Below are 25344 nucleotides of genomic sequence, written 5' to 3'. Positions count from 1 at the left end.
CTCTCCAGACAGCATCCAGCAGTGGATTGTCGGAGCAGAACCTGAAAGGCACGGACGCACCAGGACCGGTGCTGTGCATTCGTCGAGCGTTCGATTGTCGAACAATATCCCGGACGAAGCACAAGAGGACTCGCCGGGTGACGAGAAATCTTGTTCCCTACGCAGGCGCTAACCTGATCAGGTTCAACGGGATCCGAAATTATTCGATCTCAGCCTCATAGCAAGGCACCCCGACAAGAACCCGGCCAGTCTAGACACAACTGGCAAAGAACGCCAACACCGCGGCAAACGCCATGATCAATGGCACAAATACAAGGGCTCGGCCGATTGTTGTGATGCGTTTGCGCAACTACACTCGCCTTGCCCTGCCCCGCCTTGACGCTGTGCAGGCCGCGCCTTACCTTTGGCGCCCGGATTATTTCCATAATATTAATGCTAGGGATCGCCTCATGCTGCGCAAACTCTCACTGGCTGTGGCCGTGTCTTGTGCGTCCAACGCAATGGCCTGGGCGGCCGAAGCGCCCTTGTCGACCAAAACCGATCTGGTCAGCGTCTATCAGGAAGCGGTCGACAACAATGCCGATCTGGCCGCCGCCCGCGCCCAGTACGGCGCGCAGAAAGAAGTGGTGCCGCAGGCCCGCGCCGGCTTGCTGCCGAACCTGTCCGGTGGCGCCGAAGTCGCCGACGTGCGCACCTCGATCGACCAGCCTTCGGCGATTGCCAATCGCAGCGCGCACTCCTATCAAGCGACCCTCGCCCAACCGCTGTTCCGCGCCGATCGCTGGTTCCAGTATCAAGCGGCCAAGGACGTCAACGAACAGGCCGCCCTGCAACTCTCGGCCACCGAGCAGAACCTGATCCTGCAATCGGCCGAAAGCTACTTCAACGTGCTGCGCAGCCAGGACAATCTGGCCTCGACCAAGGCTGAAGAAGCGGCGTTCAAACGTCAGCTCGACCAGTCCAACGAGCGCTTCGATGTCGGCCTCTCGGACAAGACCGACGTTCTGCAATCGCAAGCCAGTTACGACACCGCGCGAGCCAACCGCATCGTCGCCCAGCGTCAGGTCGATGATGCGTTCCAGGCGTTGATCACCTTGACCAACCGTCAGTACAACTCGATTCAGGGCATCGTCCATACGCTGCCGATCCTGCCGCCGGCGCCCAACGATGCGAAATCCTGGGTCGACACCGCGGCGCGGCAGAACCTCAACCTGCTCGCCAGCAACTACGCGGTCAGCTCCGCCGAGCAGACGCTCAAGCAGCGCAAGGCCGGCCACTTGCCGACCCTCGACGCCGTGGCGAAATACGAGAAAGGCGACAACGACGCCCTCGGCTTCGCCAACCCCAACTCGTTCGGCGCGCCTTATGGCGGCAACGTCGAACAGAGCACCCTGGGCCTGCAACTGAATATCCCGATCTACAGCGGCGGGCTGACCAGTTCGCAAGTGCGTCAGTCCTACGCGCAACTGGATCAGAGCGAACAGCAGCGCGAATCCCTGCGCCGGCAAGTGGTGGAAAATACCCGTAACCTGCACCGCGCGGTGAACACCGACGTCGAGCAGGTGCAGGCGCGCCGCCAGTCGATCATCTCTAACCAGAGCGCGGTGGAGGCCACGGAAATCGGTTATCAGGTCGGCACACGCAACATCGTCGACGTGCTCGACGCCCAGCGTCAGCTGTACACCTCGGTGCGCAACTACAACAACACCCGCTACGACTACATCCTCGACAACCTGCGTTTGAAGCAGGCAGCGGGGACGCTGAACCCGGGAGATCTGGAAGATCTGCGGCGCTATCTGAAAGCCGACTACAACCCGGACAAGGATTTCTTGCCACCGGATCTGGCGTCGGCGGCCGAGGCGCAGCTCAAGGCCCGGCCTTGAAATGGAAACCCGCAGCGATGCGGGTTTTTTTTTACCTGATCATTGCCCGCAACCAAAACCTGCCCTTGCGCGATCCTTGCGGGTAGAGGGAGCGCGAAGCATCGCAGATAACGGATCAGCCGACTGACATCGGCCCGCAGGTGCGCCGGAAGGCGGACGTCGTAGTCGGTAGTTCGTCGTGTCCCGGGATGGGCAAACCCGCAAGTGGATTCACGACGTTCAAGGCCGATTCATGAGCAATGCTCGCTCGGCTTGATGGGCGAGTTCCGCCTCGCGCAACGCGATAGCTGCTTCCAGTTCAGGGGAACGTTTGGCCCATTGTTCCGGTGGGAGTGGCTTTGACCATTCGATGATGTCGGGAAAAAGTAATTCCGGCGGGTGGGACAGCTTCAAGGCTTGAAGCTTTTCGCCAGATAAGTGCCCAAAAAAACTATGCAGAACACTCCCCACAGGACCCTCAGCATTTCCCCTTTACGCAGGTCAACGATGAGCGATCCAATTTGGGTTTCTTCGTAAGGCGCGACACCCACTCGACTTTCGGGTACAGCGTGGGCCCCACCTCCATGTAACTGCGCATGCACTCCCACAACGCCATCGCCGTGGTACCGCCGCCGCAGTTGAAGCCAAAGGAAAAGTGCTGATTGTCTTCGGTGGCCTGCGGATCGGGGTTTTCGAAACCGATGACCAGCAGCCCTATCGTGGTTTTACCAGCCTGACTGACTGATGAATGCTGCGTGGCGGCGGCGGTTACGGATTCCCAAGGGACGATCCAGTACTCGCCGTTGTCGCGGGGGACGCAGACTTCGCGGCGTTGGCGGTTGAAGCGTATGGGTAAGGGGACTTCGCGTAAGAGGCCCTGAACAACGAACAGTGAAGGGATACCGATGACAAATAACGCTCCAAGCCAGATCAATCCGGGATCCGGGGTGATGTAACCCATAAATACGAACACCATCAGCGACGGCCACATCACCATCACTGCCGAACCGATGCTGTAGTTACCAATATCGAGAAACACCTCGTTTTTGCGCCAGATGGTGTTGAGTGCATCGCAAGGCCTTTCACCCGTAGGCACAGGCAATGGCGCCAGATAATCGTTGCGCGAAAATATCCGTTTTTTCGTGGTGCCTGCCATTGGCGTGCTCATAGCTGAGCCTCCGCTCGCCCAGTCAACTCCGCCTCGCGTTTGGCAATGGCGGCTTCCAACTCAGGGGAACGTTTGGCCCATTGTTCCGGCGGGAGTGGTTTTGACCATTCGATGATGTCGGGATAGAGCAAATCGGGAGGGGGCGACAACTTCCATTCCTGCAGCATCATTGCCAGTGGAGCGCCCAAGAGTACTGCTGCGATGACCAGCCACGCTGCCTTGCCAACTTCCTGCGCGACTAAATGGTGTCGGATGCCGTCCACATATTCACAACAAATACCCCAGAAGACACTTCTACCTCGCAGCTTATCTCGCCCGCCTTCAAAGTCATTCGTTTGTGGCAAAACTTGCGGGCCGATTTCCATATAACTGCGTATGCATTCCCACAGCGCCATCGCGGTCGTGCCGCCGCCGCAGTTGAAGCCCCATGAAAAATGCCTGTTGTCTTCGGTAGCGTGTGGGTCTGGGTTTTCGAAACCGATAACCAGCAGCCCCATCGTGGCTTTACCGCCCTGACTGACTGATGAATGCTGAGTGGCAGCGGCTGTTACGGTTTCCCAGGGGACGATCCAGTACTCGCCGTTGTCGCGGGGGACGCAGATTTCGCGGCGTTGGCGGTTGAAGCGTATGGGTAAGGGGACTTCGCGGAAGAGGCCTTGGATCACAAATAAAACTGGAACCCCGACAATGATTAATCCACTGCCCCATATCAGTGGATCGGGAGTTATGTAATTCAACAGTACGAACAGTAATGCCATCGGCCACAAGACCATGACTGCAGATCCGATGCTGTAGTTACCGATGTCAAGACACACCTCGTTTTTGCGCCAGATAATATTGAGTACATCAGAAGGTTTTCTACCGGTGGGAATCGGCAACGGCGCTAAATAGTCATTGCGCGAAAACATCCCTTTCTTCGTGGTGCCTGCCGCTGGCGTACTCATACCGGAGCCTCCGCTCGCCCAGTCAACTCCGCCTCGCGTTTGGCAATGGCGGCTTCCAACTCAGGGGAACGTTTGGCCCATTGTTCCGGCGGGAGTGGTTTTGACCATTCGATGATGTCGGGATAGTGTAAATCGGGTGGCGGATACAGCTTCTTCCGTTGCAGGTAGGTAGCAAGAGGAGCATTGAAGATGAATATGCCAAACACACCTTCCCATACCAGGGTCAAAAACCAGCCACGCTGTTTGGCTTTGTCCTTCATGTAATCAATGTAATAACGAAGGTTGGCGCCTGAGTTGAGCGCCGCGGCATCCGGTGCAGCCTCTGGCCCGATCTCCATGTAACTGCGCATGCATTCCCACAGCGCCATCGCGGTCGTGCCGCCGCCGCAGTTGAAGCCCCATGAAAAATGCTTGTTGTCTTCGGTAGCGTGTGGGTCTGGGTTTTCGAAACCGATGACCAGCAGCCCCATTGTGGCTTTACCGGCCTGACTGACCGATGAACGCTGCGTGGCAGCGGCGGTTACGGATTCCCAGGGGACGATCCAGTACTCGCCATTGTCGCGGGGGACGCAGACTGTTCTGCGTTGGCGATTGAAGCGTATTGGTAAAGGAACTTCGCGAAAGAGCCCTTGGATCAAAAACAATGTTGGAAGGGCCAGAATAATTGCACCCAAGATCAAAACATCACGGCTGTAATCAGGGTCTAGATTTCGAGTAAAAAAAGAAATAGCTAAAAACACCATCATCATCGGCCACATCACCATCACTGCCGAACCAATGCTGTAGTTACCAATATCGAGAAACACCTCGTTTTTGCGCCAGATGATGTTAAGTACATCAGAAGGTTTTCTACCGGTGGGGATCGGCAACGGCGCTAAATAGTCATTGCGCGAAAACATCCCTTTTTCCGTGGTGCCTGCCGCTGGCGTACTCATACCTCAGCCTCCGCTCGCTCGGTCAACTCGGCCTCGCGTTTGGCAATGGCGGCTTGCAACTCTGGGGAACGTTTGGCCCATTGTTCCGGTGGGAGTGGCTTTGACCATTCGATGATGTCGGGATGGAGCAAATCAGGCGGCGGATTCAATTTCCAGCGTTCAAGTACGTCTATCAGTAGCGTGTTGAATATGAAAATCCCACAGAACCCTTCCCAAAGAATGGTGACAAACCAGCCTCGCAACTTCGCAGCCTTGATCAGATCGTCGAGATAAGTTGCCCAGACTCCTTTTGATCTGTCGAAACGAGCAGTTGCATCCTCAACCGCTTCTGGCCCGATCTCCATGTAACTGCGCATGCATTCCCACAGCGCCATCGCGGTTGTGCCGCCGCCGCAGTTGAAGCCCCATGAAAAATGCTTGTTGTCTTCGCTAGCGTGTGGGTCTGGGTTTTCGAAACCGATGACCAGCAGCCCCATCGTGGTTTTACCAGCCTGACTGACTGATGAATGCTGAGTGGCAGCGGCTGTTACGGTTTCCCAGGGGACGATCCAGTACTCGCCGTTGTCGCGGGGGACGCAGACTTCCCGGCGTTGGCGGTTGAAGCGTATGGGTAAAGGAACTTCGCGAAAAAGCCCCTGAATCAACCAAAAAATGGGAAGAACCATGATGCACGCCCCCAAGATCAAGGCGTCAGGATCTTTGAAGACGTATGCCAGCCCCAAAAACAACATCACCCCGGGCCAAAGCACCATTACCGCCGAGCCAATACTGTAGTTACCAACATCGAGAAATACCCCGTTTTTGCGCCAGATGATGTTGAGTACATCAGAAGGTTTTCTACCGGTGGGAATCGGCAACGGCGCTAAATAGTCGTTGCGCGATAACACCCCTTTATTCGTGGTGCCTGCCGCTGGCGTACTCATCGTTTGTCCTTGGGTTGCAGGTAAATGCCGCCGGGGTGATCCGCACCGAGCGGGTAATTCGGCACACGATCAAGTTCGGGCGTCGGGTCGTTTCTCAGCGCGATGACACCGGTCGAGTTGTTCAAGGTGAAAGCCAAACCACGTTCTCCACCAATAAAATTGCGAGCGCCCAATATCACGGTCAACGGCGTCCGATATCGCAGCCGAAGTGAAAGCGTGCTGGGTGGCGTGCCCAGAACGTTGGCAAGTTCCTTGAATGGGCCGCTGAGTCGCAGGCCTTGTCCTTCCTCGACCGGCATCCACGCACAACGGCTGCTGGCCAGCCAGTGCGGGGTCATGTCTCGCCATGGTCGTGGTGCTTTGTAGCCATTGGTGGGGCTGTTCTTGATCAGATGGCGGTAGCCCTGAGTGTCCACCGGGTCTCCGACCATGCTCAGTTCCAGGTAGACACTGCTGGGCTCGGCGCCTGGCAGGTCGATGGTCAGAGAGTCGATGGCGCTGACGAAAGCCAGACCAGAACGGCCATCATCAGGCGCCGGCCTGGAACTGCTTTCCATGCGGACCCGCGGCGTATAAAGGATGAGATACAAACGGTCGAGTTCGTCCTGCTGGGCTTTGGGCGCTATGGGTCCCAGATCGGTAGCCCGCGCCTTGGACCAACAACAGTTGTTCAGGAAGTTTTGCAGCGGCGTCTTTTCGAAGAACCAGGCTGTCAGGTACAGCAGACCTAATGCGGCAATAATCCAGTTCAACGGCCCCATATAAAGCGTGTAACGCAGGATGGCGGCTTCCGCTGTGATTGTCCCGGCTAGGGCGCGGGCTGTGTAACCAAACCCTAATAACGCCTGAGCACCGAAGGCTGCTATTTGCCCTCCAATCACGGTTTGGCGCATCTCTCGCCATGGATCGACTCGGTTTTGAGCTTCCTCCAATTGCAGCTTTATTGACTGGAATTCTTGCAATGCGGCGTAGGCCGACAACCCACCAATCACCCCACCAAATAACGTAAGCACCGGGGCCGCAGAAGCACGTATCAAGAACCGATCCTTCCCCAACCCCAACCGCACCTGACTATCCACCACCGCCACCAAAGCCGCCGCCCCATACAAACTCGCGGACACCGTGTCGTTCACCCGTCGGGCCTCCATCCCCTCCAACACCCCGGCGTCGTTCAAATAGTTCTGCACATTCACCACGTTCAGCAGCAGCGCCGCCAACGGCACCACCCCGCCGCTGTTCACCACTGCGGGCGCATTCAGTATCCGCTCTACCCGCCCGACACCAATGGCTTTGCCCGTCTTGTTCACCCATTCACCCAACGCTTCGGCCCGCTGGCCCGACAGCTGCCACACCGGCCGGGTACCCTCGGTTACTGAGCGCAAACAGCTCTCGCCGCCCAGCCTCGCGGCGATGAAGATGCTCATCCACGAGGTGCTGAAGCCCTTGTCGCCCTTGAGCAACAGCAACGCCGCGCCCAGCCGATTGACCAGCACGTTCCACGGGCTGGCAGCGTCCCGGGCCATGGTTGCGATGTTCTCCAGCACCACCACGCTCAGCGGCGCCAGGGCTTGATGCGTGGCAGTGATGTTGTCGATGGCCAGTGCGGCCATCAGCTCGCTCAGGCGTGACGCGTTGTTGACCGCGCCTTCAAGCGACGGCGACCAGGCGTTGAACAGTTGCCTGAGCGCACCGCCATCGGCGGCGCGCACGTAGTCGGCGTATTGCTCGGCGCCCTGGGCGCGGATGCATTGCGCAGTAAGGCAACGGGTGGCAAGTTCGGTCAGCCACTGGCGGGTTTCGAGGTCATCGTAATCGACAAACCAGGTGCCGCTGGCCGAGCGTTGCAGGTACACACCCCGGTCGGCGAACAGCGCGGTATGACGCTGTTCGAGCTGTTGGTAATGCGCCGCGGCGGTTTCGCTGAACCATGTGTTCATCGCGTCGAGATCGATGCACTGACCGACCTTGGCGCTCAGCAGGTGATTGTTGAGGTTGGCGTGTTTGCCCGCGCGGTATTCACGCACAACGAACTCGGCTTCGTTGTACAACTCTGCGGGGATGAAGCGACGTACCGGGGCGACGATGTCAGCGATGCGTGCCCCGCGTGCGGCCGCTTCGCCCGCCGTTGGCTGACCACCGTACTGACGCGCCCGGGTTTCAGCCCGCAGTTGTTCATCGAGTCGATGCTGGGCATCGAGCATGACCTGCCCCTGTTCGGGCGTGAGGCTGATGTCGTGATCCTTGTAGCGATAATTGAGATTGCCGGCCAGTTCGGCGCCATCCTCGGTGATCAAGCTGCGCACAAAGCCGCCGATGCTCAGACGCAGACTGTTGTCGCCGAGCCATGTTTCGTGGCCCGCTTCTAGCTGCTCCTGCTCGTGATTGATATCGCGCAACACTCCCAGATCGTCGTCCAGGCAGGCAAAAACGGCATACAGCCCCGCACTTTGCGTCTTGGCGTTGTCGAGCCAGTTGCGCGTGGCCTGCCCGTCCCATGGCTCGGCACTCCACTCGCCCGGCGGTAGATCGCTGGCGGCGGGATGTTGAGCGAGAAACGCCTCGCGCGCTCGGACACGGTGCATCGCGTCGGTGTAAGCCTTGATGTTGCCCGGGGTCGGATCGTTCATCACGGCGCGGCCCAGCGCACCGGTGTCGTCGGCATTTTTTTGCTGATCGGCCGCCATCGACCGGGCATAGGTATTCGGGATGAGCTCGGCCATGACCTCATCGAACTGTTCCAGCGCAGGGCAGTGCGGGGCCTGCAAGTCGTCAGCCACCGAGCGCAGAGCGATGTGGCGCATGTGCTGGCTACGCTTGGCGCCGCTCTCGCTCAGTGATTGGCAATGCTCGGCGTTCAATGGGAACTCGCTGTAAAGCATCCAGGCGTCGTGGATTTGTTGCAGCGTCAGGCCTGCCAGCGGTGCGTCGGGGGTCGGAGCGGAGTCGGCGTTCAGTGGCTGCTCTTGCAACAAACCTTGCGGCGAGACGGCGAAACGCCTGAGCGGCCCCTGATCCTGCCAGACATACACAAACCCTGCGCGCAAGCGCCGCGCCGCCATCGGCCGACTCTGGGGCGTGACACCAGGGACGCAGCAAGTGTGTTCAGCTTTTTCGTGCGCCAGCGCATAGCGCACCGGCACCACAAACAGTTCAGCCTGACCGGCCGGACACGGTTGCACCGTGCTGTTGATGTCCGCATGGGGATGTGACCTGGCGGCGCGTTCGGCCTGCGCGGCCTCGTCGATCATGGCCAGTTTTTCGGCACTCATAGGACTGATTCCTTGTCGCTCAGCAACTGTTGCGTCAATGCGCTGTTGAGGTTGTCCAGACGCTGACGTGGCAAAACTCCGCGTTCGCGCAGCAACTGCCGGTACGCGCCGTGCTCCGGCCCCTCGGGGAAGTCCGCGCCGAGCACGGCGAAGAATCGCGCCCAGAGCAGGACTTCATCGCCAGCGCTGAAGCCGTTGCGGGCAGCACTGGCCTGACAGTCCACGGCCCATTGCTGCAACGCAGCCGAATCCAGTGATTGCAGGGATTGGGGGTAATAGCGCTGAGCGTGTTCGATCAACTGTCGAGCGAAAGACTGGCGCTTGGCAGTGCTCAAGCGATCAAGGTGTTGCGCTGTAAACAACAGCCATGGCGTGTCCGCATACGGGATCGCCGGTTGCTCGGTTTGCTGCTGGATCGGCGAATCCGGTAGCTGTATCAGCGATACCGGCCCCATCAATCGATCCCGCTCGGGAGCGGGCAAATCCCTTAGCCACAACGCGGTGATACGTGGGTCGTAAAAACGAAACAGAACCGTGACCCCACCCTCGACGCGGGCGTGGATCAGGCTGCGCAAATGTTTCAGCACTTGATCTTCATCTGCCTGCGACTCCAGCCAAATGCCCGCCGTCACGCTCCACTCCTGCCAAAACACCTGCGCCAGCGGGCTGTCGGGTCCGACACCCACCAGCAATGGCCCGACCTTTTCCAAGGCGCTGTAGGCGGTGCGTTGATAAAGCGAGTGAACCGTCGCGCCGCCTGTCAGGGCGAACAGACGATCCGCAAGGCTTTCAATCTGGATGCGATCGAGCAACAGATAGGCCTGATTCATGCGCTCACCCGCGCGAGTTTTTCGCACACGGCACACACCGCAATGGCTTGATCTGCAGCCTGAGCCAGCGCAGTTGTTTGCGCGGTAATGGACAGCGCAAGTGAGGCCTGATGATCTTCAGGTTGCGCCCCCAATGCCAACTGCGCCGCCACTCCCGCCATCGGCGCGCCGCCCTCGACGATCGCCACACTGCTGAAGATCCCCGCCGCGTTGATCACGATGTGATGGCCGCCAGCACTCAAGGTCAGGCTCGTATCGGCATCAATGACCACCTGGCTGGCGGTGACGCGCGCATGCGGGCCGGCCTGGATGACCAGCGTCCCATTCGCCGTGGTGCTGCTGTTGCCGCTGATCGTGAGCAGGTCGTCGCGGCCAATGACGGTGTTGCGGGTACCGTCGGTGGTGCGACATTCATCAGCCCTGATCAGGCTGGTGCTGTGGTTGTCGACCTGCTCGAAACGGTCCCGGCGGATCAGGCTGTGGCTGTCATTGAGGATCAGTTGCTCGAGATCACGCTCGGCGCGCAGAAAGATTTTTTCCTGGCCGGCGCGGTCTTCGATCATCAGCTCGTTGTAGCCGCCGGTGTGCGGTGAACTGTGGCTGCGCAGCACAGTTCTGGTCTTGTGTTCGGGCAAGGTGTAGGGCGGGGATTTGACCATGTTGGGCACGCAACCGGTGATCAGCGGTTTGTCCGGATCACCTTCGAGAAAGGTCACCACGACCTCCATGCCGATGCGCGGGATCGTCACAGAACCGAAGCCTTGCCCGGCCCAATTCGATGAAACCCTGATCCAGCAACTGCTGCGCTCACTATCGAGTTCGGCGCGGTCCCAATCGAACTCGCACTTAATGCGTCCTAAATCATCACAATGGGTTTCTTCATGGGCCGGCCCGGTGACCCGTGCGGTCTGACAGACCAGCGGGCGACGTGGCGCTGGCAACGGTGGGCGAAACACCACCTCGGCGGGGATTACGCTGAAGGTGTTGCGATACCCCTGGGTTAAACCATCAGCGGCTTGGGTGTCACTGATGATCGACTCTTCGAGCACTTGTGGCTGGCGGCCGAGGTGACGAATGCTGATTAATAACCACAGGTCATTGCAGCTTTTGCGCGGGTGTCCGGTCAGTTTGAAGAGATGGCCACAGCGCAGATTTGCCTGATCGCTTTGACCTTCGCCCAACTCATAGTCGCGGCGATGGCGCTCCAGCGCCTGCCGAGCCATTTGCTTGCCGGACTTTTCATTCTCGATCAACAGCGGGTACCGATAGTCCTCCAGCACCGGCGTGAGCTCGGCGGTGAAGTGGCTTTCGAGCAGCAGGCTCGGACGTTTGAGGTCATAGTCACGGCGGGTGACGGAGCTGGTGCGGGTGCTGAGGCGCGCACTGAAACGGCTGACAACAGGATGTTCAGCGACCATGCCGCAGTTTTGCTGATAGGGCGTGGCGCCAAGCTTGGGCAGGAACACCTGATCATCGGTGAACACCAGTAAATGGCCGTCCGGTGAGTGCTGGTGATGCCAGGCGATGCCGTCCTCGGCGCATAACCGTTGGATAAAGGCCAGATCAGATTCGGCGTACTGAGTGCAGTAGGCACGAGCAGCGCTGGTACTGACATGAAAGGTAAACGCATCGCCCAGAATACCGTGCCCCTCAAGCACCTCGGCAATGATCTGCGGCACGGTCATTCGCTGGAAAATCCGCTGATCGTGGCTGAACTGCAAATAGTGCAGCGCGGGTACCAGCGTCAGGTGATAGCGTGTCAGGCGCTTGCCCGCCTCGCCGACGAGCACGTCTTCGATACGCCCGTGAATGCCTTCGCCGTTGTGGCCAAATTGCAGAAATGCCGGTTGGCTGAGCAGACTCTCCAGATCAAAATCCGGGTGCTCGCTGACCAGTTCAATATCGATGCGGTAGAGGGTGCTGATCGCTTCGGTGCCGCTGAAAGCCAGTACCTGGAAGTCGTGACGGATAGCAGGAATCTGCAACACAAAATGCGCTGCATTGGTGGACGGAAACATACGCTTGTCCTTAAGCAAAGAGGAAAAGAGCGATGTGGAAACCGTCCCTGGTCTGTGCTCGCGAGAACTGCCGGGCACGCTATCAAGGTGAAAAAAGGATTGATGTAGGGTGCTTCCTCAAAGTCGGAAGGAAACTTCCCTCACGAACTCGGCCCTTCAACAGGCACAAAAAAACCGACATCACTGTCGGTTTTTTGTGGATCACTGCGTCGGCGGCCAAGGCGCAGTTGAAAGCCCGGCCTTAGGCTTAAAAAAGCAAAAGATCGCAGCATGCCGCAGCTCCTGCAGTCAGGAAGGCATTTCTCCTGTAGAGGCTGCGGCACGCTGCGATCTTTTTGCTTACTTGATCAATCTACCCAAACCATCCAGCAGCCGCTGCAACGCGCCCTGATTGCGGCGCATCACCGCCAGCCCCGCCTCGGCCATGCGCTGCGCATCACGCGGCAATTCGAACAAGCGCTGCACCTCGACTGCGAGGCCTTCGGCATCATCCACTTCGGCCAACGCCCCGGCTTCGCGCAGTTGCGCGGCGATGTCGAGGAAGTTGAACAGGTGTGGGCCGCTGAGTACCGGTTTCGCCAGCGCGGCGGGTTCGAGCAGGTTGTGCCCGCCATTCGGCACCAGACTGCCGCCGACAAAAGCGCTGTCAGCCAGGGCATAGAGAAACAGCAACTCGCCCATGGTGTCGCCGAGCAGCACGCTCGTCTGCGCATCGACATGGGCCCCGGTCGAACGGCGCACCGTGGCGAAACCTTCGCGCTGGCACAGCTCGAACACCGAGTTGAAGCGCTCCGGATGGCGTGGCACCAGAATCAACAATGCATCCGGATGATTGGCCAGCAGGCGACGATGGGCGTCGAGCACTACTTCGTCTTCGCCCTCGTGGGTGCTGGCCGCGATCCACACCGGACGTTCCTGTGCCTGCCATTGGCTACGCAACTCGGCTGCGCGTTGCAGCAGTTGCGGGTCGATGGTTAGGTCGAATTTGATCGATCCGGTGACCTCGACGGTTTCAGCCCGCGCGCCGAGATAACGGAAGCGCTGGGCTTCGGCTTCGGTCTGCACGGCAAACAAACTCATCTCGGCGAGCATTGGCGCAGTGAGTTTGCGCAAGCGACCATAGCCCTTGGCGGAACGCTCCGACAACCGTCCATTGGCCAGCGCCACCGGAATACCGCGCTTGGCACACTGATGAATGTGGTTGGGCCACAGCTCGGTTTCCATGATCACCGCAAGTTTCGGCTGCACGCGATCAAGAAAACGCGCCGCCGCACAAGGCAAGTCATACGGCAGATAGCAGTGTTGAATGCGCGCCTCGTTGGCGAACAGTGCCTGAATCCGCTCCGAACCGGTCGGGGTCATGCAGGTCACGGTGATCGGCAGCGCCGGATAACGCTCCAGCAGCGCGCGGATCATCGGCGCGGCGGCAATGCTTTCGCCCACCGACACCGCGTGCACCCAGATGCCACCGGACTGCAAGGTCGGCATGCCATAAGTAAAGCGCTCGCCAATGCGTTTGGCATACGCCGGCGCCTTGCGCGCGCGCAGCCACAGCCGAATCGCCACCAATGGCAGCCCCAGGTAAAACAGCGCGGTGTAGAGAGTTCTATTCATGGCGGCGGAGTTTATCGGCTTTTGTCGCCGATCGCCCGCAAGTGCACGGCAAAACGTTCCGCCAGCCAGTGCGCGGCCGGGCCGAGCGGTTCGTCGCGACGCCAGACCAATTCCACCACCAGTGCCGGCGGCGTCCATTCGCTGTCGAGCTCAACCATCTGGCCCTGATACGCCGAGTACTGTACAACGTGGCGCGGTAACCACGCCCAGCCGAGATCGCGCACCAGCCATTCGGACATCACGTAAAAACTGTCGGCGCGCCACACCTGCGGGCTGGCCGGCTCGTTGCCGGGATAGACGCTGGTCTGCGTCGACATCAGCAGTTGTCGGTGTTGCGCCAGTTGCTGACAGGTCACGTAGGGCAACTTGGCCAACGGGTGATTGACGCCGCACACCGTTACCATTTCGACGCTGCCGAGCACGCGGCGCTCAAGCGCCTCGGGGATTTCATCGTGGTAGAACAGCAGGCCGAGGTCGGCGCGACGCTCGACCAGCTTGCGCGCAACTTCGCCCTGGGCGGCGCTGGTCAGTTGCACTTCCAGGCTGGGAAACTGCTCGGCCAGTTCGCCGAAACTTTCCACCAGCGCCTGATAGGGCATCGCCTCGTCCTGCGCCACACGCAGCTGCGCCTCCTGGCCGCGCAGCATGGCTATCGCGCGGCCGTTGAGGCGCTCGCACTGGCGCAACACTTCCCGTGCCTCTTCCAGCAATGCCGCGCCCGCCTCGGTGAGCATCGGCTGCCGACCGCTGCTGCGTTCGAACAGGCTCACGCCCAAATCCTCTTCGAGCATCGCAACAGCACTGCTGATCGCCGATTGCGCCTTGCGTTGTCGGCGCGCCACGGCGGAGAAAGACCGCTGTTCAGCGACATCGACAAATACCCGCAGCTGATCGAGATTCCATTGCATGCTTGCTACCAACCCATCTATAGAACAGATAGGTAATGACTTTACCCCATCTGAGCAATCCCTAAAATGTCACTCCAGCAAGCAATGATTTATTTTGAGGATCAAACCATGAACGCCTACGTCTATCTGGCCATCGCCATCTGCGCCGAAGTGATCGCCACCGTTTCGATGAAAGCGGTCAAGGGCTTCAGCACTCCTCTACCGCTGATTCTGGTGATTGTCGGCTACGGGATTGCATTCTGGATGCTGACACTGGTCGTGCGCACCGTGCCGGTGGGCGTTGCCTACGCTGTCTGGGCGGGGATGGGCATCGTGATGGTCAGCGTCGCGGCGCTGTTTCTGTACGGGCAGAAACTGGATATCCCGGCGATGCTGGGGATGGCGCTGATCGTGCTGGGCGTGGTGGTGATTCAGCTGTTCTCGAAAACTGCCGGGCACTAAAGAAAAAACACGTCCCCCTGTGGGAGCGAGCGAACGCGGTGTGTAAGGCAACAGATACATCGACTGACACGCCCGAGCAAGCTCGCTCCCACATTGGTTTTGTATCTGCCCGGTTGATTTTCGACAAATCCGCCCCTTTCCCGAGTCTGTATACTGCGCCCTCGTCTTGAACACTGAGGTCGCTGCATGCCATCCGTTATTTCCACCGACGTTCTGATTGTCGGCGCTGGTGTCGCCGGCCTCTGGCTGAATGCGCGCCTGCGCCGCCAGGGTTTTTCGACCGTGCTGGTGGAAAGCGCCAGCCTCGGTGGCGGGCAGAGCGTGAAGTCCCAGGGCATCATTCACGGCGGCGCCAAGTACGCGCTGCACGGCGCGCTGACCGGTGCTTCGGAAGCCATCGCCGACATGCCACGCCGCTGGCGCGAAGCGCTGGCCGGGACTGGCGAGCTGGATCTGTCCGGCGTACGCCTGCTGTCCGAAGCGCATTACCTGTGGTCGCCGGGCACGCTGGCCGGCAACCTCACCAGTTTCTTCGCCAGCAAAGCCGTGCGTGGCCGGGTCGATCAGGTCAAGGGCGATGAACTGCCGCCGGCCCTGCAAGACAAGCGTTTCAAGGGCAAGGTCTATCGCCTGGCCGAACTGGTGGTGGATGTGCCGAGCCTGATCCAGCGTCTGGCCGAGTTGGCCGGTGACGGTCTGCTCGCCGGGCAGGTCATTGAGCCGCTGCTGGAAGCCGGCGTGCTGGTCGGCCTGAAAGTCGACGGTCGCGAAATCCGTGCCCAGCGCATCGTCCTCAGCGCCGGCGCCGGTACTGCCGAACTGCTCGAAGCCCTGGGCCTGAGCCGTCCGGCGATGCAACGGCGACCGCTGCACATGATCCTCGCCAAAGGCCCCGGCTTGAAACCGCTGTACGCGCACTGCCTGGGCGGCGGCACCAAGCCGCGCATCACCGTGACCACGCACCCGGCGGCTGATGGCCAGTGGGTCTGGTACATGGGCGGTGACATCGCCGAAAGCGAAGGCGTCGCTCGCGAGCCGGCCGAACAGATCGCCACCGCGCAAAAGGAAGTCGCGCAACTGTTGCCATGGATCGACCTAAGCACCACGCAATGGGCAACCCTGCGCGTCGATCGCGCCGAGCCGTTGCAGACCGGCCTGACCCGTCCGGACAACGCGTTCCTCGCCGAGGAAGGTCGCTTGCTCGTCGGCTGGCCGACCAAACTGGCGCTGGCGCCAGACTTCGCCGACCGCGTCATCGCTTCGCTGCAGCGTGACGGCATCCAGCCGCAAGCGACCGAGCCGCTGCCGCCGCTGCCGAAACCGCCGCTTGGCGTACCCGCCTGGGAGCAACTGCTGCCATGACCATCGCCACTCTGCACGAACTGCATCGCCCGCTGGGCAGCACCGGTCTGAGGGTTTCGCCGCTGGGGCTGGGCACGGTCAAACTCGGCCGCGACCAAGGCGTGAAATACCCCAACGGCTTTCAGATTCCCGGCGACGACGAGGCGCGCATGCTGCTGCGCCAAGCGCGGGATCTGGGCATCAACCTGATCGACACCGCGCCGGCCTATGGTCGCAGCGAAGAACGCCTCGGCCCGCTGCTGCGCGGCCAGCGTCAGGACTGGGTGATCGTCAGCAAGGTCGGCGAAGAGTTTACCGACGGCGTGTCGCACCATGACTTCAGCGCCGCGCACACGCGGATGTCGGTCGAGCGCAGCCTGCAACGTCTGGAAACGGATTTTATCGATCTGGTTCTCGTGCACTCCGACGGCAACGACATGGCGATCCTCGAGCACGAAGAGGTCTACGCCACCCTCGCGGCGCTGAAGGCCGAGGGCAAGATTCGCGGCTTCGGTTTCTCCGGCAAAACCGTCGAAGGCGGCTTGAAAGCGCTGGAGCACGGCGACTGCGCGATGGTCACCTACAACCTGAACGAACAAAACGAAAAGGCGGTCATTGACTATGCTGCTGCCCACGGCAAAGCCATTCTGGTGAAAAAAGCCCTGGCCAGCGGTCATGTCTGTCTGAGTCCGGGAGTCGATCCGGTGCGCGCCAGCTTCGAGTTGCTGTTCACTCAGCCCGGTGTCGCCAGTGCTATTGTCGGCACCATCAATCCGCTGCACCTCGCCCATAACGTAGCGACCGTTGCCAAGGTACTGCGTAATCACTGACGCCGCCCCGCGGCCTTAAGCCAGGAGCCGATATGCCGCGCACGCTGATCCGCAAGAACCCGAGCAACTTCAAGACACTGCCGCTGTTCGTCGAAGCCACGCCCGATGGCCTGAGCTACCAGAGCGTCGGCATGCCGCTGAATTTCGCCCAGACCCTGCAACGGCGCAAACCGGTCAGCGTCGCCGACAGCGAACGCTTTGCCCTGGAACTGGCCAACCTCGGCGTTTCCGTGCGCCTGACCCTGCACTGGCAGAACCGCGATTACTGGGTGCTGGTGCGCCAGCGTCGGCAGGATCGCGGCGACGTGGTACTGAAGCTGATTTCCGGCTACGTGCCGGCCCACGAACTGAATATTCCGCTGCACACGGCGATTCAAGAAATTGCCGAAGAGTGTTTGCTGGAAACGCCGGAAGGCTGGCTCGGCGGGCGTTTCAACGACACCTGGCTGCCAGCGCCCTACTCCGCCGCGCTGCATTACCGCGAGGCGTTGCCGTTTCGCCTGACGCCGTTGTCCGGTTCGGCGCGCCCGGTGCGCTGCGCCAACCTGCAGCTGCTGGAGCGGCCACGGGCCTACGTGCATCTACCGACGGCGTCATTGCAATTGATCTATGACCTGCGCCTGGACGTACCCAAGGAAGCCAAATCCCTGAGCCTGTTTCATGTCGACGAGCGTCTGGAAGGCGATCAACTCGTCGCGCGGCTTGATCGCAAACGGCCTGATCTGTACTTGATGCCATTGCATGACGGTCAGCCGCTGCCTGAGCTGTATATCCTGAAAAAGGATCAACTGTATCCGGCGAGTACCCGCGGTCTGTACCTGGCTGAAAGCTTTGCCCGACAGGAAGGCTGGCTGGTGCGCGATGAGCGGATTCGCTGGAAGGACTGGTTGCGTCAACAGGGTCTGACGCCACCGGACAAGGCCACCGGACTGGCACGCCTGCGCGGCAAGGCGAGGCAGCTGCTGAAGAAAATCGTGCCGCGCAAGAAAGTGAATTCCTGAAAGCAAAAGATCGCAGCCTGCGTCAGCGCCTGCACAATTCTGTTCAGGCACTGGCGCAGGCTGCGATCTCTTGAGCTTATTGGCCGCGGATCTTTTCCACGATTGCTGTCGTCGAGCTGTTCTCCACCAGCCCCAGCACTTTCACCGTGCCGCCATAGGCGGTGACGATATCCGCACCGACTACCTGATCAATGCCGTAATCGCCGCCCTTGACCAACACATCCGGTTTGACCTCGCGCAGCAGGTTTTCCGGTGTGCCTTCAGAGAAGCTGATCACCCAGTCCACAGCGCCGAGACCGGCGAGTACCGCCATACGCCGGTCAACGCTGTTGATCGGCCGGCCCGGGCCTTTCAAGCGGCTGACCGAGGCGTCATCGTTGACCGCCACGATCAGACGATCGCCCTGAGCACGGGCCTGTTCCAGATAGGTAACGTGGCCGGCATGCAGGATATCGAAGCAGCCATTGGTGAAGACAATTCGCTCGTTGTGCGCGCGGGCATCGTCAACCGCCAGCAGCAGTTGCTCAAGACCCAGCACGCCTCGCTCCGAACCTTCCTCGCGCTGAATGGCGCGGCGCAGCTCCGGGGCGCTGATCGCTGCTGTACCGAGCTTGCCGACGACGATGCCTGCGGCCAGATTGGCCAGCGCGACAGCGTGCGGCAGTTCTTCGCCAGCGGCGATGGCTGCTGCCAGGGTCGAAATCACTGTATCGCCGGCGCCGGTCACATCGAACACTTCACGGGCGCGGGCCGGCAGATGCAACGCCGGATGATCCGGACGCAACAAGGTCATGCCGTGTTCGCCACGGGTCACCAGCAACGCGCCGAGGTCGAGCTCCTGCATCAGCACGGCGCCTTTGCTTACAAGCTCGTGCTCGTCGGCGCAACCGCCGACGATGGTTTCGAACTCGCTGAGGTTCGGCGTGATCAGGCTGGCACCGCGGTAAATCGAAAAGTCCTTGCCCTTGGGATCGGCCAGCACCGGAATGCCTTTGGCACGGGCGGCCTGGATCAGGGTCTGGTGATTTTTCAGCGCACCTTTGCCGTAATCCGACAACACCAGCACTTTGATGCCTTCCAGCAGCTCGTCGACCTGCGCGGCCAAGGCCAGCGCATCGGTGGCGAACACCTCTTCGAAATCGATACGCAGCAGTTGCTGGTGCCGGCTCATGACCCGCAGTTTGACGATGGTCGGCTGATGAGCGATGCGCTGAAACAAGGCGCGAACGCCAGCACCTTTGAGACTGTTGCTCAGGCTGTCGGCGGCTTCGTCATCACCGGTTACGCCCACCAGCGATGCCGGTGCACCCAGCGCGGCAATGTTCAGCGCCACGTTGGCGGCGCCGCCCGGGCGATCCTCGATCTGCTCGACCTTGACCACCGGCACCGGTGCTTCGGGGGAAATCCGTGAGGTTCCGCCATGCCAGTAACGGTCGAGCATGACATCGCCGACCACCAAGACAGGGGCTTGATCGAATCGCGGCATCGACAATTTCATGGAGCAACCCACATACAAAATGAACAGGGGCGCGATATTAACAGGATCGCGCGCGCCGGGAATACACGCGGGTGAGGCTGGCTCACCCTTGTCTGCAGATCACGCAATGTCTTCAGCCGGGGCATCCAGGCCCATCGCATGCAGGCGTGCGTAGTAGCCATTGTGGGCAAGCAACTGGGCATGAGTGCCGCGTTCGACAATCTCGCCCTGATCCATGACCAGAATCAGATCGGCCTTCTCGATGGTCGACAAGCGGTGGGCAATGACCAGTGTGGTGCGGCCTTTCATGACATGGTCGAGTGCCGCCTGAATGTGCCGCTCGGACTCGGTATCGAGCGCCGACGTCGCTTCGTCGAGAATCAGCAGCGGCGCGTTTTTCAGCAGTGCGCGGGCAATCGCCAGGCGCTGACGCTGTCCGCCAGACAACAGCACACCGTTCTCGCCCACCTGGGTATCGAGGCCTTGAGGCATTTGCGCGATGAAGTCCATGGCAAATGCATCCCTAGCGGCCTTCTCGATGTCCTCGCGCGGCGCCCCTGCCAGATCGCCATAAGCGATGTTGTTGGCAATGGTGTCGTTGAACAGCGTCACATGCTGAGTGACCTGCGCCACGTGGCGGCGCAGGTTGCGCAGACGGTAATCCTCGATCTCGACGTCATCGAGCAGAATCTCACCGGTTTCGTGATGGTAGAAACGCGGAATGAGACTGGCCAGCGTCGACTTGCCGCTGCCGGAACGCCCGACCAAAGCGATCATCTGACCTGGCGACGCGGTAAAGCTGATGTTTTTCAGCACTTCGCGTTCAGTGCCCGGGTAAGTGAAGCTGAGGTTGTTCACCGCCAGATGGCCACTGACCCGATCACGCTCGATCGTGCCGGTATCGATTTCCGGCTCGACGTCCAGCTGCTCGAAAATGCTTTCTGCGCCGGCCACACCTTTCTGAATGGTCGAGCTGACTTCGGACAATTGCCGGATCGGTTTCGGCAGCAAGCCCGCAGCCGTGATGTACGCAACCAGATCACCGGCCGTCGCATCGCCGCGCAGGAACAACACCAGGAACATCAACACGGCCATGGCGGTGTAGATCACCAGCTGCAGCATCGGTGTATACACCGCGCCGGTCTTGGTCATGCGCAATTGCTTGTCGGTGTTGCTCTGGCTGGCCGATGCAAAACGCTGCTGCTCATAAGCCTCGCCACCGAAGCTGCGCACGACGCGATAGCCTTGAATGGTTTCGGAGGCAACATGGGTCACATCGCCCATGGCCACTTGAATCTTCTTGCTCTGCTTGCGGAATTTCTTGCTGGTGTTGCCGACCATGAACGCGATCACGGGCAGGATCGCCAGCATCACCAGGGTCAGCTTCCAGTTCATCCAGAGCAGATACGCAAACAGGAAAACGACCGTAAGGCCCTCGCGGATCACCACTTTGATGGCGTCCGTGGCGGCGCCGGTGACCATGGTCACGTTGAACGTGATGCGCGAGATCAGATGACCCGAGTTATGGGTATCGAAATAGCGGTTGGGCAGTACCAACAGCTTGTTGAACAACTCGATACGCAGGTCATGCACCAGGCCCAACGAAACTCTCGCCAGGTAGTAATTGCCAAGAAACGACCCAAGGCCTTGCCACGCGGCGATCAAAATGATCAGCAACGGTACAGCCATCAACAGCTGCACGTCTCGCAGATAAGGAACGTTGGGGAAGAGCACCGCTTCAGGGTTGCTCAGGCCATCGACGAAATACTTGAGAATCCCGGCCAGCATCGGTTGCGTGGAGGCAAAGATCACAAAGCCCACGATACTCAGCAGGAAAAGACCGATATAGGGTTTTACGTACCCCAACAGCCGAAAGTAGATTTTCAGGCTGGATTCCTGTTCCGCTTTGAGCGGTGCGTCACTCATCGTAGAGCTCACTGGTTAAGAAGAACGCGAAATTTTATCACAAGCGCCGCCATTGGCCCGCGCCCATACCAAAACGCTGGCAAGCCCCAACGGCAGCCAGCTGATGAACCACTCGGCACGAGGGGTGCCGGTCAGGCTGGCAGCATCGAACTGCATCGCCAGCGTCGAGAACAGCCAGATACCGATAACCCCGCGGGCATACAGCGTTTCCCGAACCCTCCACGCCTGGAAAATCACGCCGAACCAAACGGCAGACCATAACACCAGTCCCGGCAAACCCAGCACGATCGCGACATGACTGAACAGGTTATGGGCGTGATCGAAAGTCATACCCGACCACAACACCCGGTAATCCCCACCCAGACCCAGCCCACCCCACGGATGTTTGGCGATCATGTCCAGAGAAGCCATCAGAATCTGCGGACGGTAAGAGACCCCACGCGCCAGCACCAACGGCTCGAACAGCCACAGCGCCACAATCGCCACCACCAGTGCAACGGCTGCGACGATTCGGCTGCGGCGGTCACGGCACCAGATCGGCATGGCCAATATGGTCAGAAACAACGCCAACGCCGCGCCTCGGCTCTGACTCATCAGGACAAAGATAACCAGCACCGCCAACGCCAGCGCCCAGATCCCTTGACGCATCGCACCCTGCGGCGCCCACAGGGCCAGCCACACTGCCGCCAGGCCAATGACATAGCCGCCGAGAATCGGATGAGCCAGCTCACCCAGCCCTTCTACCCGGGCAGTCCAGACGTTGCCATCAATGACGTAGAACCTGACGATGGCCACCAGCGCCGTGATTGCCAATCCCAGCCCGCCCCATTGCATGAGGCGAATCAAACGCTCGGGGCGGCCGCTGGCAAACACCGGAAAAAACAGCAGGAACACCACGATATACAACAGGCGCTTGGCTTCGCGACCGGGCTCCGGTGTGTTTGTCCATGCCAGACTGACCAGCGCCCAGATCAGCAATCCAAGCAACGGCAGGTAGATCCAGCGTTGCTCAAGGAGTACTTCCCTGACGCGATGACGAGCAGACCAGCCGAGCAATAACGCCGGCAACCAGACGAGAGCGACCAGCCCCTGTTGGTAAACCTTGTTGGTGGGCGCTACGGCAATGGCCAATAGAAACCACAAGAGCCCCGTCGCCATCCATAGTTGCGCCCAGCGTGTTTCCTGCATCAATCTGCTCCTGACAAGGGTTCGCCCATGCGACGCGGCATGGTTAAAATCGAAACTTTTCGGCATCATTGCCCGCTACAACACCCTGCACTTTCGACAAGGCTTCCTACGATGCGATGCTCCCGGCTTTCACAAGCCGCTCTAGACCAAATGATCGACGCTGCCAAAGTGCTGGAGGCGGACAGCTACGGGCCGAAAGTCTACCTGCTGCAGGATGGAAAAATTCTCAAACTGTTCCGTCGCAAACGGTTTTTTTCATCCGCGCTGCTTCGCCCCTACTCCCGGCGATTCATCGACAACGCCATCGAGTTGCAAAAACTCGGCGTGCCGACCCTGCAGATCCTCCAGTTCTTTTGCCTCGAAAAACCAGGCATGACCGCCGTGCTGTATCAGCCTCTGCCAGGGCAAACGCTGCGTCAGATCGCCAGTAAACAAGGGTTCGACTGGAAGCAGGCGTTGCCGGATCTGGCCGCTCTGATACGCAGCCTGCACCGGTCGGGCATCTATTTCCGCTCCCTGCATCTTGGCAACATCGTCGTCACGCCAGACAACCGCATGGGCCTGATCGACGTCGCCGACATGCGCTTCACCCGCGGACCGCTGCCAAAGCGCCTGATCAAACGCAACCTGCAGCATTTCGCACGCTATATTGCGCGCGAAAAGCTGAACGACAGCTTTCCGATGCAGGCACTGGAGCGCGCCGTCTTGTCCTCATGAAAACAATGCGCGGGCAGCCTGGCTGAAGCTCGACCAGGCCTCGTCCGGTGCAAGCATGCGGTATTGCTCGGCATTGATCGCTTGAGATGAGGCACGGAAGGCGCGGTCGATGGCCTCGGACCAGGCTTTGGTGTCATTGACCGGGGCATACCAGCCGGCGCTGCCCAATTGTTCGCTGAACACATCCAGATCGCTGCACAAAACCGGTACGCCGGCCATCACCGCTTCCTGCATGACCAGACCCAGGCCCTCTTCCAGCGAAGGGATGGCAATCCAGTCGAAAGCACGGTAAAGCTGCGCGGCTTCGGTCAGATGTCCGGTCAGCAAGACGCTGTCGCTCAAGCCGAGCGCCTCGATGCGCTGCTGCAGCGCCGCGCGTTTGGAACCTTCACCAATGATGACCAGGCGCAAGTCCGGACGATTGACCCGTACTGCAGCGAAAGCATCAAGCAGATAACCGAAACCCTTCTCCGAGACCAGGCGGCCCACCGCGCCCATGACAGGAGCGCCTTGCGGCAACCCCAACCGTGTCCTGGCCTGCTCGCAAGTGAACAGTTCAGCGCGAAACGCCATCGGATCGAATGCACTTCGCAACGGGGTGACTGGCATCTGCAGGTCGCTGGTTAGTGAATCGGCAAGGGTGGCGGAAACGGCAACCAATGTCAGCCGGGACGCAGGGAGTGATTGAAACAGAGCCTGATCTCCAGCGTTCAAACGCGCCGAACCGTGGAAGATCACCACGGCGCGGATATGCGCCAGCTTCTTGAGGACCGGCAATAACGTGCGCGCGACGCCCACGCCGTCCAGCAACACCAATCGAGCGTCACTCTCCACCAGGGCCTGACGAAATCGCGCCTGCATAAAGGGTTTGGCCAAGCGCCAGAAATGCCGCCCCTTCAGGCGGGCCGACGATAACCGCCACTCCCGCACCTCGCCCACATCCGCGCCGCACTCTGCTCCTTGCCCCTGAAGCAGCCAGGTTTTGACCACCGCCGAAGGCGAGGCCTGAGAGAGAATTTGCTGGTGCACTTTATGGATTGATGCGAACGGAGCGCCACCGGCCCACATGATGTTGAGAATATTCATAGGACAGAGAGCCGTTGCGTGGATTTGCTGGGACAAGCAGCGGCGTGCGTTAACTCAGTTGATGAACCAGCCAATGCAGACTCCCAGCAACAGAAACAAGGCAATTTTAATCTGCTCGCGGCGATTGCGGCGCGCTTTGCGTTCACGCTCGACATCCGTTTGCACATGCAGACCGAAACCGGTGTGCATGACCGCGTCTGCCTCAAGGATCAAGGCCTCCCTGTTGAGTTGCGAATAGCGCTGTGACAAGGCCTTTTCGCCACCGTGCCCGGCGAAAGGCGCGCACAACCGATAATCCTCAAGTCGGCGCAACCCGGGATTCAGCGAGAAACCCTGCCACTCCGGCTTGTCGGAAATCAGCGGATAGCATGCGACGCCATCGACGATCTCGCGCGCGCCCAAACGGATATAAGGGCTGTGCACACGCAGATCGTGATTATAGCTGCGCAACCAGATCTGCAGAATTTCCGGCCGAGCCTCCAGAATGGTCATGGAGTCTTCCACGAACCCGGGACGGTAGAACTCCCAGTCGTCTTCGCAATGAAAGATATACGGTGTAGTGACTTGCCCGTAGGCCAGGTCGATCGATGCCAGCTGGCCCAGCTTCGGACGATTGACGAAGATCGTGCTGTGCTCTTTCCAATGAGCAGGCAGAATCGCGGCAACGCCTTCGTCGCCAGCATCTTCGGTGATGAACACCTCACGAATGGGTGCCGTGTTGTACCGGTCGAAGCTATCGAGAGTGGTCTTGAGCAGATCGAGTCGACCGCAGCTGGTAACCACCAATGTAATCTGGCTTTCTTTGGAAAATTGCACCGAGATCTCGTTAATCAGAAGTCGCCAGCAATATCACTGGCTGTATGAGA

General features: G+C 59.9%; 20 protein-coding genes, 1 pseudogene and 1 riboswitch. Of the genes and pseudogenes, 6 read left to right on the top strand and 15 right to left on the bottom strand.

The window, feature by feature from the left end:
• Positions 1-137 precede the first annotated feature (137 nt).
• Positions 138-243: riboswitch (TPP riboswitch) on the bottom strand.
• Between the two features lie 206 nt (positions 244-449).
• Positions 450-1883 (top strand): TolC family outer membrane protein, encoded by a 1434-nt coding sequence (locus ACIGDJ_RS17940; RefSeq protein WP_101158953.1) that lies wholly within the window; start codon positions 450-452, stop codon positions 1881-1883.
• Positions 1884-2102: 219 nt separating this feature from the next.
• Here the strand turns inward: ACIGDJ_RS17940 and ACIGDJ_RS17935 are convergent.
• The 10 genes and pseudogenes from ACIGDJ_RS17935 to ACIGDJ_RS17890 all read right to left on the bottom strand — a co-directional run bounded on the left by ACIGDJ_RS17935 (position 2103) and on the right by ACIGDJ_RS17890 (position 14471).
• Positions 2103-3030: pseudogene (locus ACIGDJ_RS17935) on the bottom strand (hypothetical protein).
• Positions 3027-3974 (bottom strand): hypothetical protein, encoded by a 948-nt coding sequence (locus ACIGDJ_RS17930; RefSeq protein WP_397479255.1) that lies wholly within the window; start codon positions 3972-3974, stop codon positions 3027-3029. Before ACIGDJ_RS17930 ends, ACIGDJ_RS17935 begins: the two are co-directional and overlap by 4 nt.
• On the bottom strand, positions 3971-4909 hold the full coding sequence (locus ACIGDJ_RS17925; RefSeq protein WP_397479254.1) for a hypothetical protein: 939 nt from the start codon (positions 4907-4909) through the stop codon (positions 3971-3973). Before ACIGDJ_RS17925 ends, ACIGDJ_RS17930 begins: the two co-directional genes overlap by 4 nt.
• Positions 4906-5832, bottom strand: a complete 927-nt coding sequence (locus tag ACIGDJ_RS17920; RefSeq protein ID WP_397479253.1) for a hypothetical protein — start codon at positions 5830-5832, stop codon at positions 4906-4908. The genes ACIGDJ_RS17925 and ACIGDJ_RS17920 overlap by 4 nt, the downstream gene beginning before the upstream one ends.
• Positions 5829-9101 carry a toxin VasX gene (locus tag ACIGDJ_RS17915; protein WP_397479252.1) on the bottom strand — a complete coding sequence of 1091 codons (3273 nt, stop codon included), beginning with the start codon at positions 9099-9101 and terminating at the stop codon, positions 5829-5831. Before ACIGDJ_RS17915 ends, ACIGDJ_RS17920 begins: the two co-directional genes overlap by 4 nt.
• Positions 9098-9931, bottom strand: coding sequence for a DUF4123 domain-containing protein (locus ACIGDJ_RS17910; RefSeq protein WP_397479251.1), 834 nt, complete (start codon positions 9929-9931; stop codon positions 9098-9100). Before ACIGDJ_RS17910 ends, ACIGDJ_RS17915 begins: the two co-directional genes overlap by 4 nt.
• Positions 9928-11949, bottom strand: coding sequence for a type VI secretion system tip protein TssI/VgrG (tssI, locus tag ACIGDJ_RS17905; RefSeq protein WP_397479250.1), 2022 nt, complete (start codon positions 11947-11949; stop codon positions 9928-9930). The genes ACIGDJ_RS17910 and tssI overlap by 4 nt, the downstream gene beginning before the upstream one ends.
• 140 nt (positions 11950-12089) lie before the next feature.
• On the bottom strand, positions 12090-12221 hold the full coding sequence (locus ACIGDJ_RS17900) for a hypothetical protein (RefSeq protein ID WP_397479249.1): 132 nt from the start codon (positions 12219-12221) through the stop codon (positions 12090-12092).
• A gap of 67 nt (positions 12222-12288) precedes the next feature.
• A complete protein-coding gene (gene waaA / locus ACIGDJ_RS17895; protein WP_397479248.1) occupies positions 12289-13563 on the bottom strand; it encodes a lipid IV(A) 3-deoxy-D-manno-octulosonic acid transferase in 1275 nt (424 codons plus the stop codon).
• An 11-nt stretch (positions 13564-13574) separates the two neighbouring features.
• On the bottom strand, positions 13575-14471 hold the full coding sequence (locus ACIGDJ_RS17890; RefSeq protein ID WP_397479247.1) for a LysR family transcriptional regulator: 897 nt from the start codon (positions 14469-14471) through the stop codon (positions 13575-13577).
• 108 nt (positions 14472-14579) lie between these two features.
• Between ACIGDJ_RS17890 and ACIGDJ_RS17885 the strand changes: the two genes are divergently transcribed.
• From ACIGDJ_RS17885 to ACIGDJ_RS17870, 4 genes are all read left to right on the top strand, one after another.
• Positions 14580-14912 carry a multidrug efflux SMR transporter gene (locus tag ACIGDJ_RS17885; RefSeq protein WP_312997662.1) on the top strand — a complete coding sequence of 111 codons (333 nt, stop codon included), beginning with the start codon at positions 14580-14582 and terminating at the stop codon, positions 14910-14912.
• A gap of 186 nt (positions 14913-15098) precedes the next feature.
• Positions 15099-16274, top strand: coding sequence for an FAD-dependent oxidoreductase (locus ACIGDJ_RS17880; RefSeq protein WP_312997663.1), 1176 nt, complete (start codon positions 15099-15101; stop codon positions 16272-16274).
• Complete coding sequence (locus ACIGDJ_RS17875) at positions 16271-17083, top strand: aldo/keto reductase (protein WP_312997664.1); 813 nt, start codon at positions 16271-16273, stop codon at positions 17081-17083. Before ACIGDJ_RS17880 ends, ACIGDJ_RS17875 begins: the two co-directional genes overlap by 4 nt.
• Positions 17084-17115: 32 nt before the next feature.
• Positions 17116-18084 (top strand): metal ABC transporter ATPase, encoded by a 969-nt coding sequence (locus ACIGDJ_RS17870; protein WP_397479246.1) that lies wholly within the window; start codon positions 17116-17118, stop codon positions 18082-18084.
• A gap of 76 nt (positions 18085-18160) precedes the next feature.
• Here the strand turns inward: ACIGDJ_RS17870 and hldE are convergent, their stop codons facing one another.
• The 3 genes from hldE to ACIGDJ_RS17855 all read right to left on the bottom strand — a co-directional run bounded on the left by hldE (position 18161) and on the right by ACIGDJ_RS17855 (position 22675).
• Positions 18161-19582 (bottom strand): bifunctional D-glycero-beta-D-manno-heptose-7-phosphate kinase/D-glycero-beta-D-manno-heptose 1-phosphate adenylyltransferase HldE, encoded by a 1422-nt coding sequence (gene hldE, locus ACIGDJ_RS17865; RefSeq protein WP_101156451.1) that lies wholly within the window; start codon positions 19580-19582, stop codon positions 18161-18163.
• 99 nt (positions 19583-19681) lie between these two features.
• Positions 19682-21487 carry a lipid A export permease/ATP-binding protein MsbA gene (gene msbA / locus ACIGDJ_RS17860; protein ID WP_397479245.1) on the bottom strand — a complete coding sequence of 602 codons (1806 nt, stop codon included), beginning with the start codon at positions 21485-21487 and terminating at the stop codon, positions 19682-19684.
• A gap of 15 nt (positions 21488-21502) precedes the next feature.
• Positions 21503-22675, bottom strand: a complete 1173-nt coding sequence (locus tag ACIGDJ_RS17855) for an O-antigen ligase (RefSeq protein WP_101156456.1) — start codon at positions 22673-22675, stop codon at positions 21503-21505.
• 111 nt (positions 22676-22786) lie between these two features.
• On the opposite strand from ACIGDJ_RS17855, the gene ACIGDJ_RS17850 reads away from it, so the two are divergent.
• Positions 22787-23392, top strand: a complete 606-nt coding sequence (locus ACIGDJ_RS17850) for a lipopolysaccharide kinase InaA family protein (RefSeq protein WP_101156459.1) — start codon at positions 22787-22789, stop codon at positions 23390-23392.
• Here the strand turns inward: ACIGDJ_RS17850 and ACIGDJ_RS17845 are convergent.
• Both ACIGDJ_RS17845 and ACIGDJ_RS17840 read right to left on the bottom strand, forming a co-directional pair.
• Positions 23387-24478, bottom strand: a complete 1092-nt coding sequence (locus ACIGDJ_RS17845) for a glycosyltransferase family 4 protein (RefSeq protein ID WP_397479244.1) — start codon at positions 24476-24478, stop codon at positions 23387-23389. The genes ACIGDJ_RS17850 and ACIGDJ_RS17845 overlap by 6 nt on opposite strands.
• 54 nt (positions 24479-24532) lie before the next feature.
• On the bottom strand, positions 24533-25294 hold the full coding sequence (locus ACIGDJ_RS17840) for a hypothetical protein (RefSeq protein ID WP_101156464.1): 762 nt from the start codon (positions 25292-25294) through the stop codon (positions 24533-24535).
• Between the last annotated feature and the right edge of the window lie 50 nt (positions 25295-25344).

It is taken from the genome of Pseudomonas sp. NPDC079367 (assembly GCF_044542195.1).
GTDB lineage: Bacteria > Pseudomonadota > Gammaproteobacteria > Pseudomonadales > Pseudomonadaceae > Aquipseudomonas.
The sequence above is the reverse complement of the archived record's forward strand: the minus strand, read 5'-3'. Positions and strand labels throughout refer to the sequence as shown.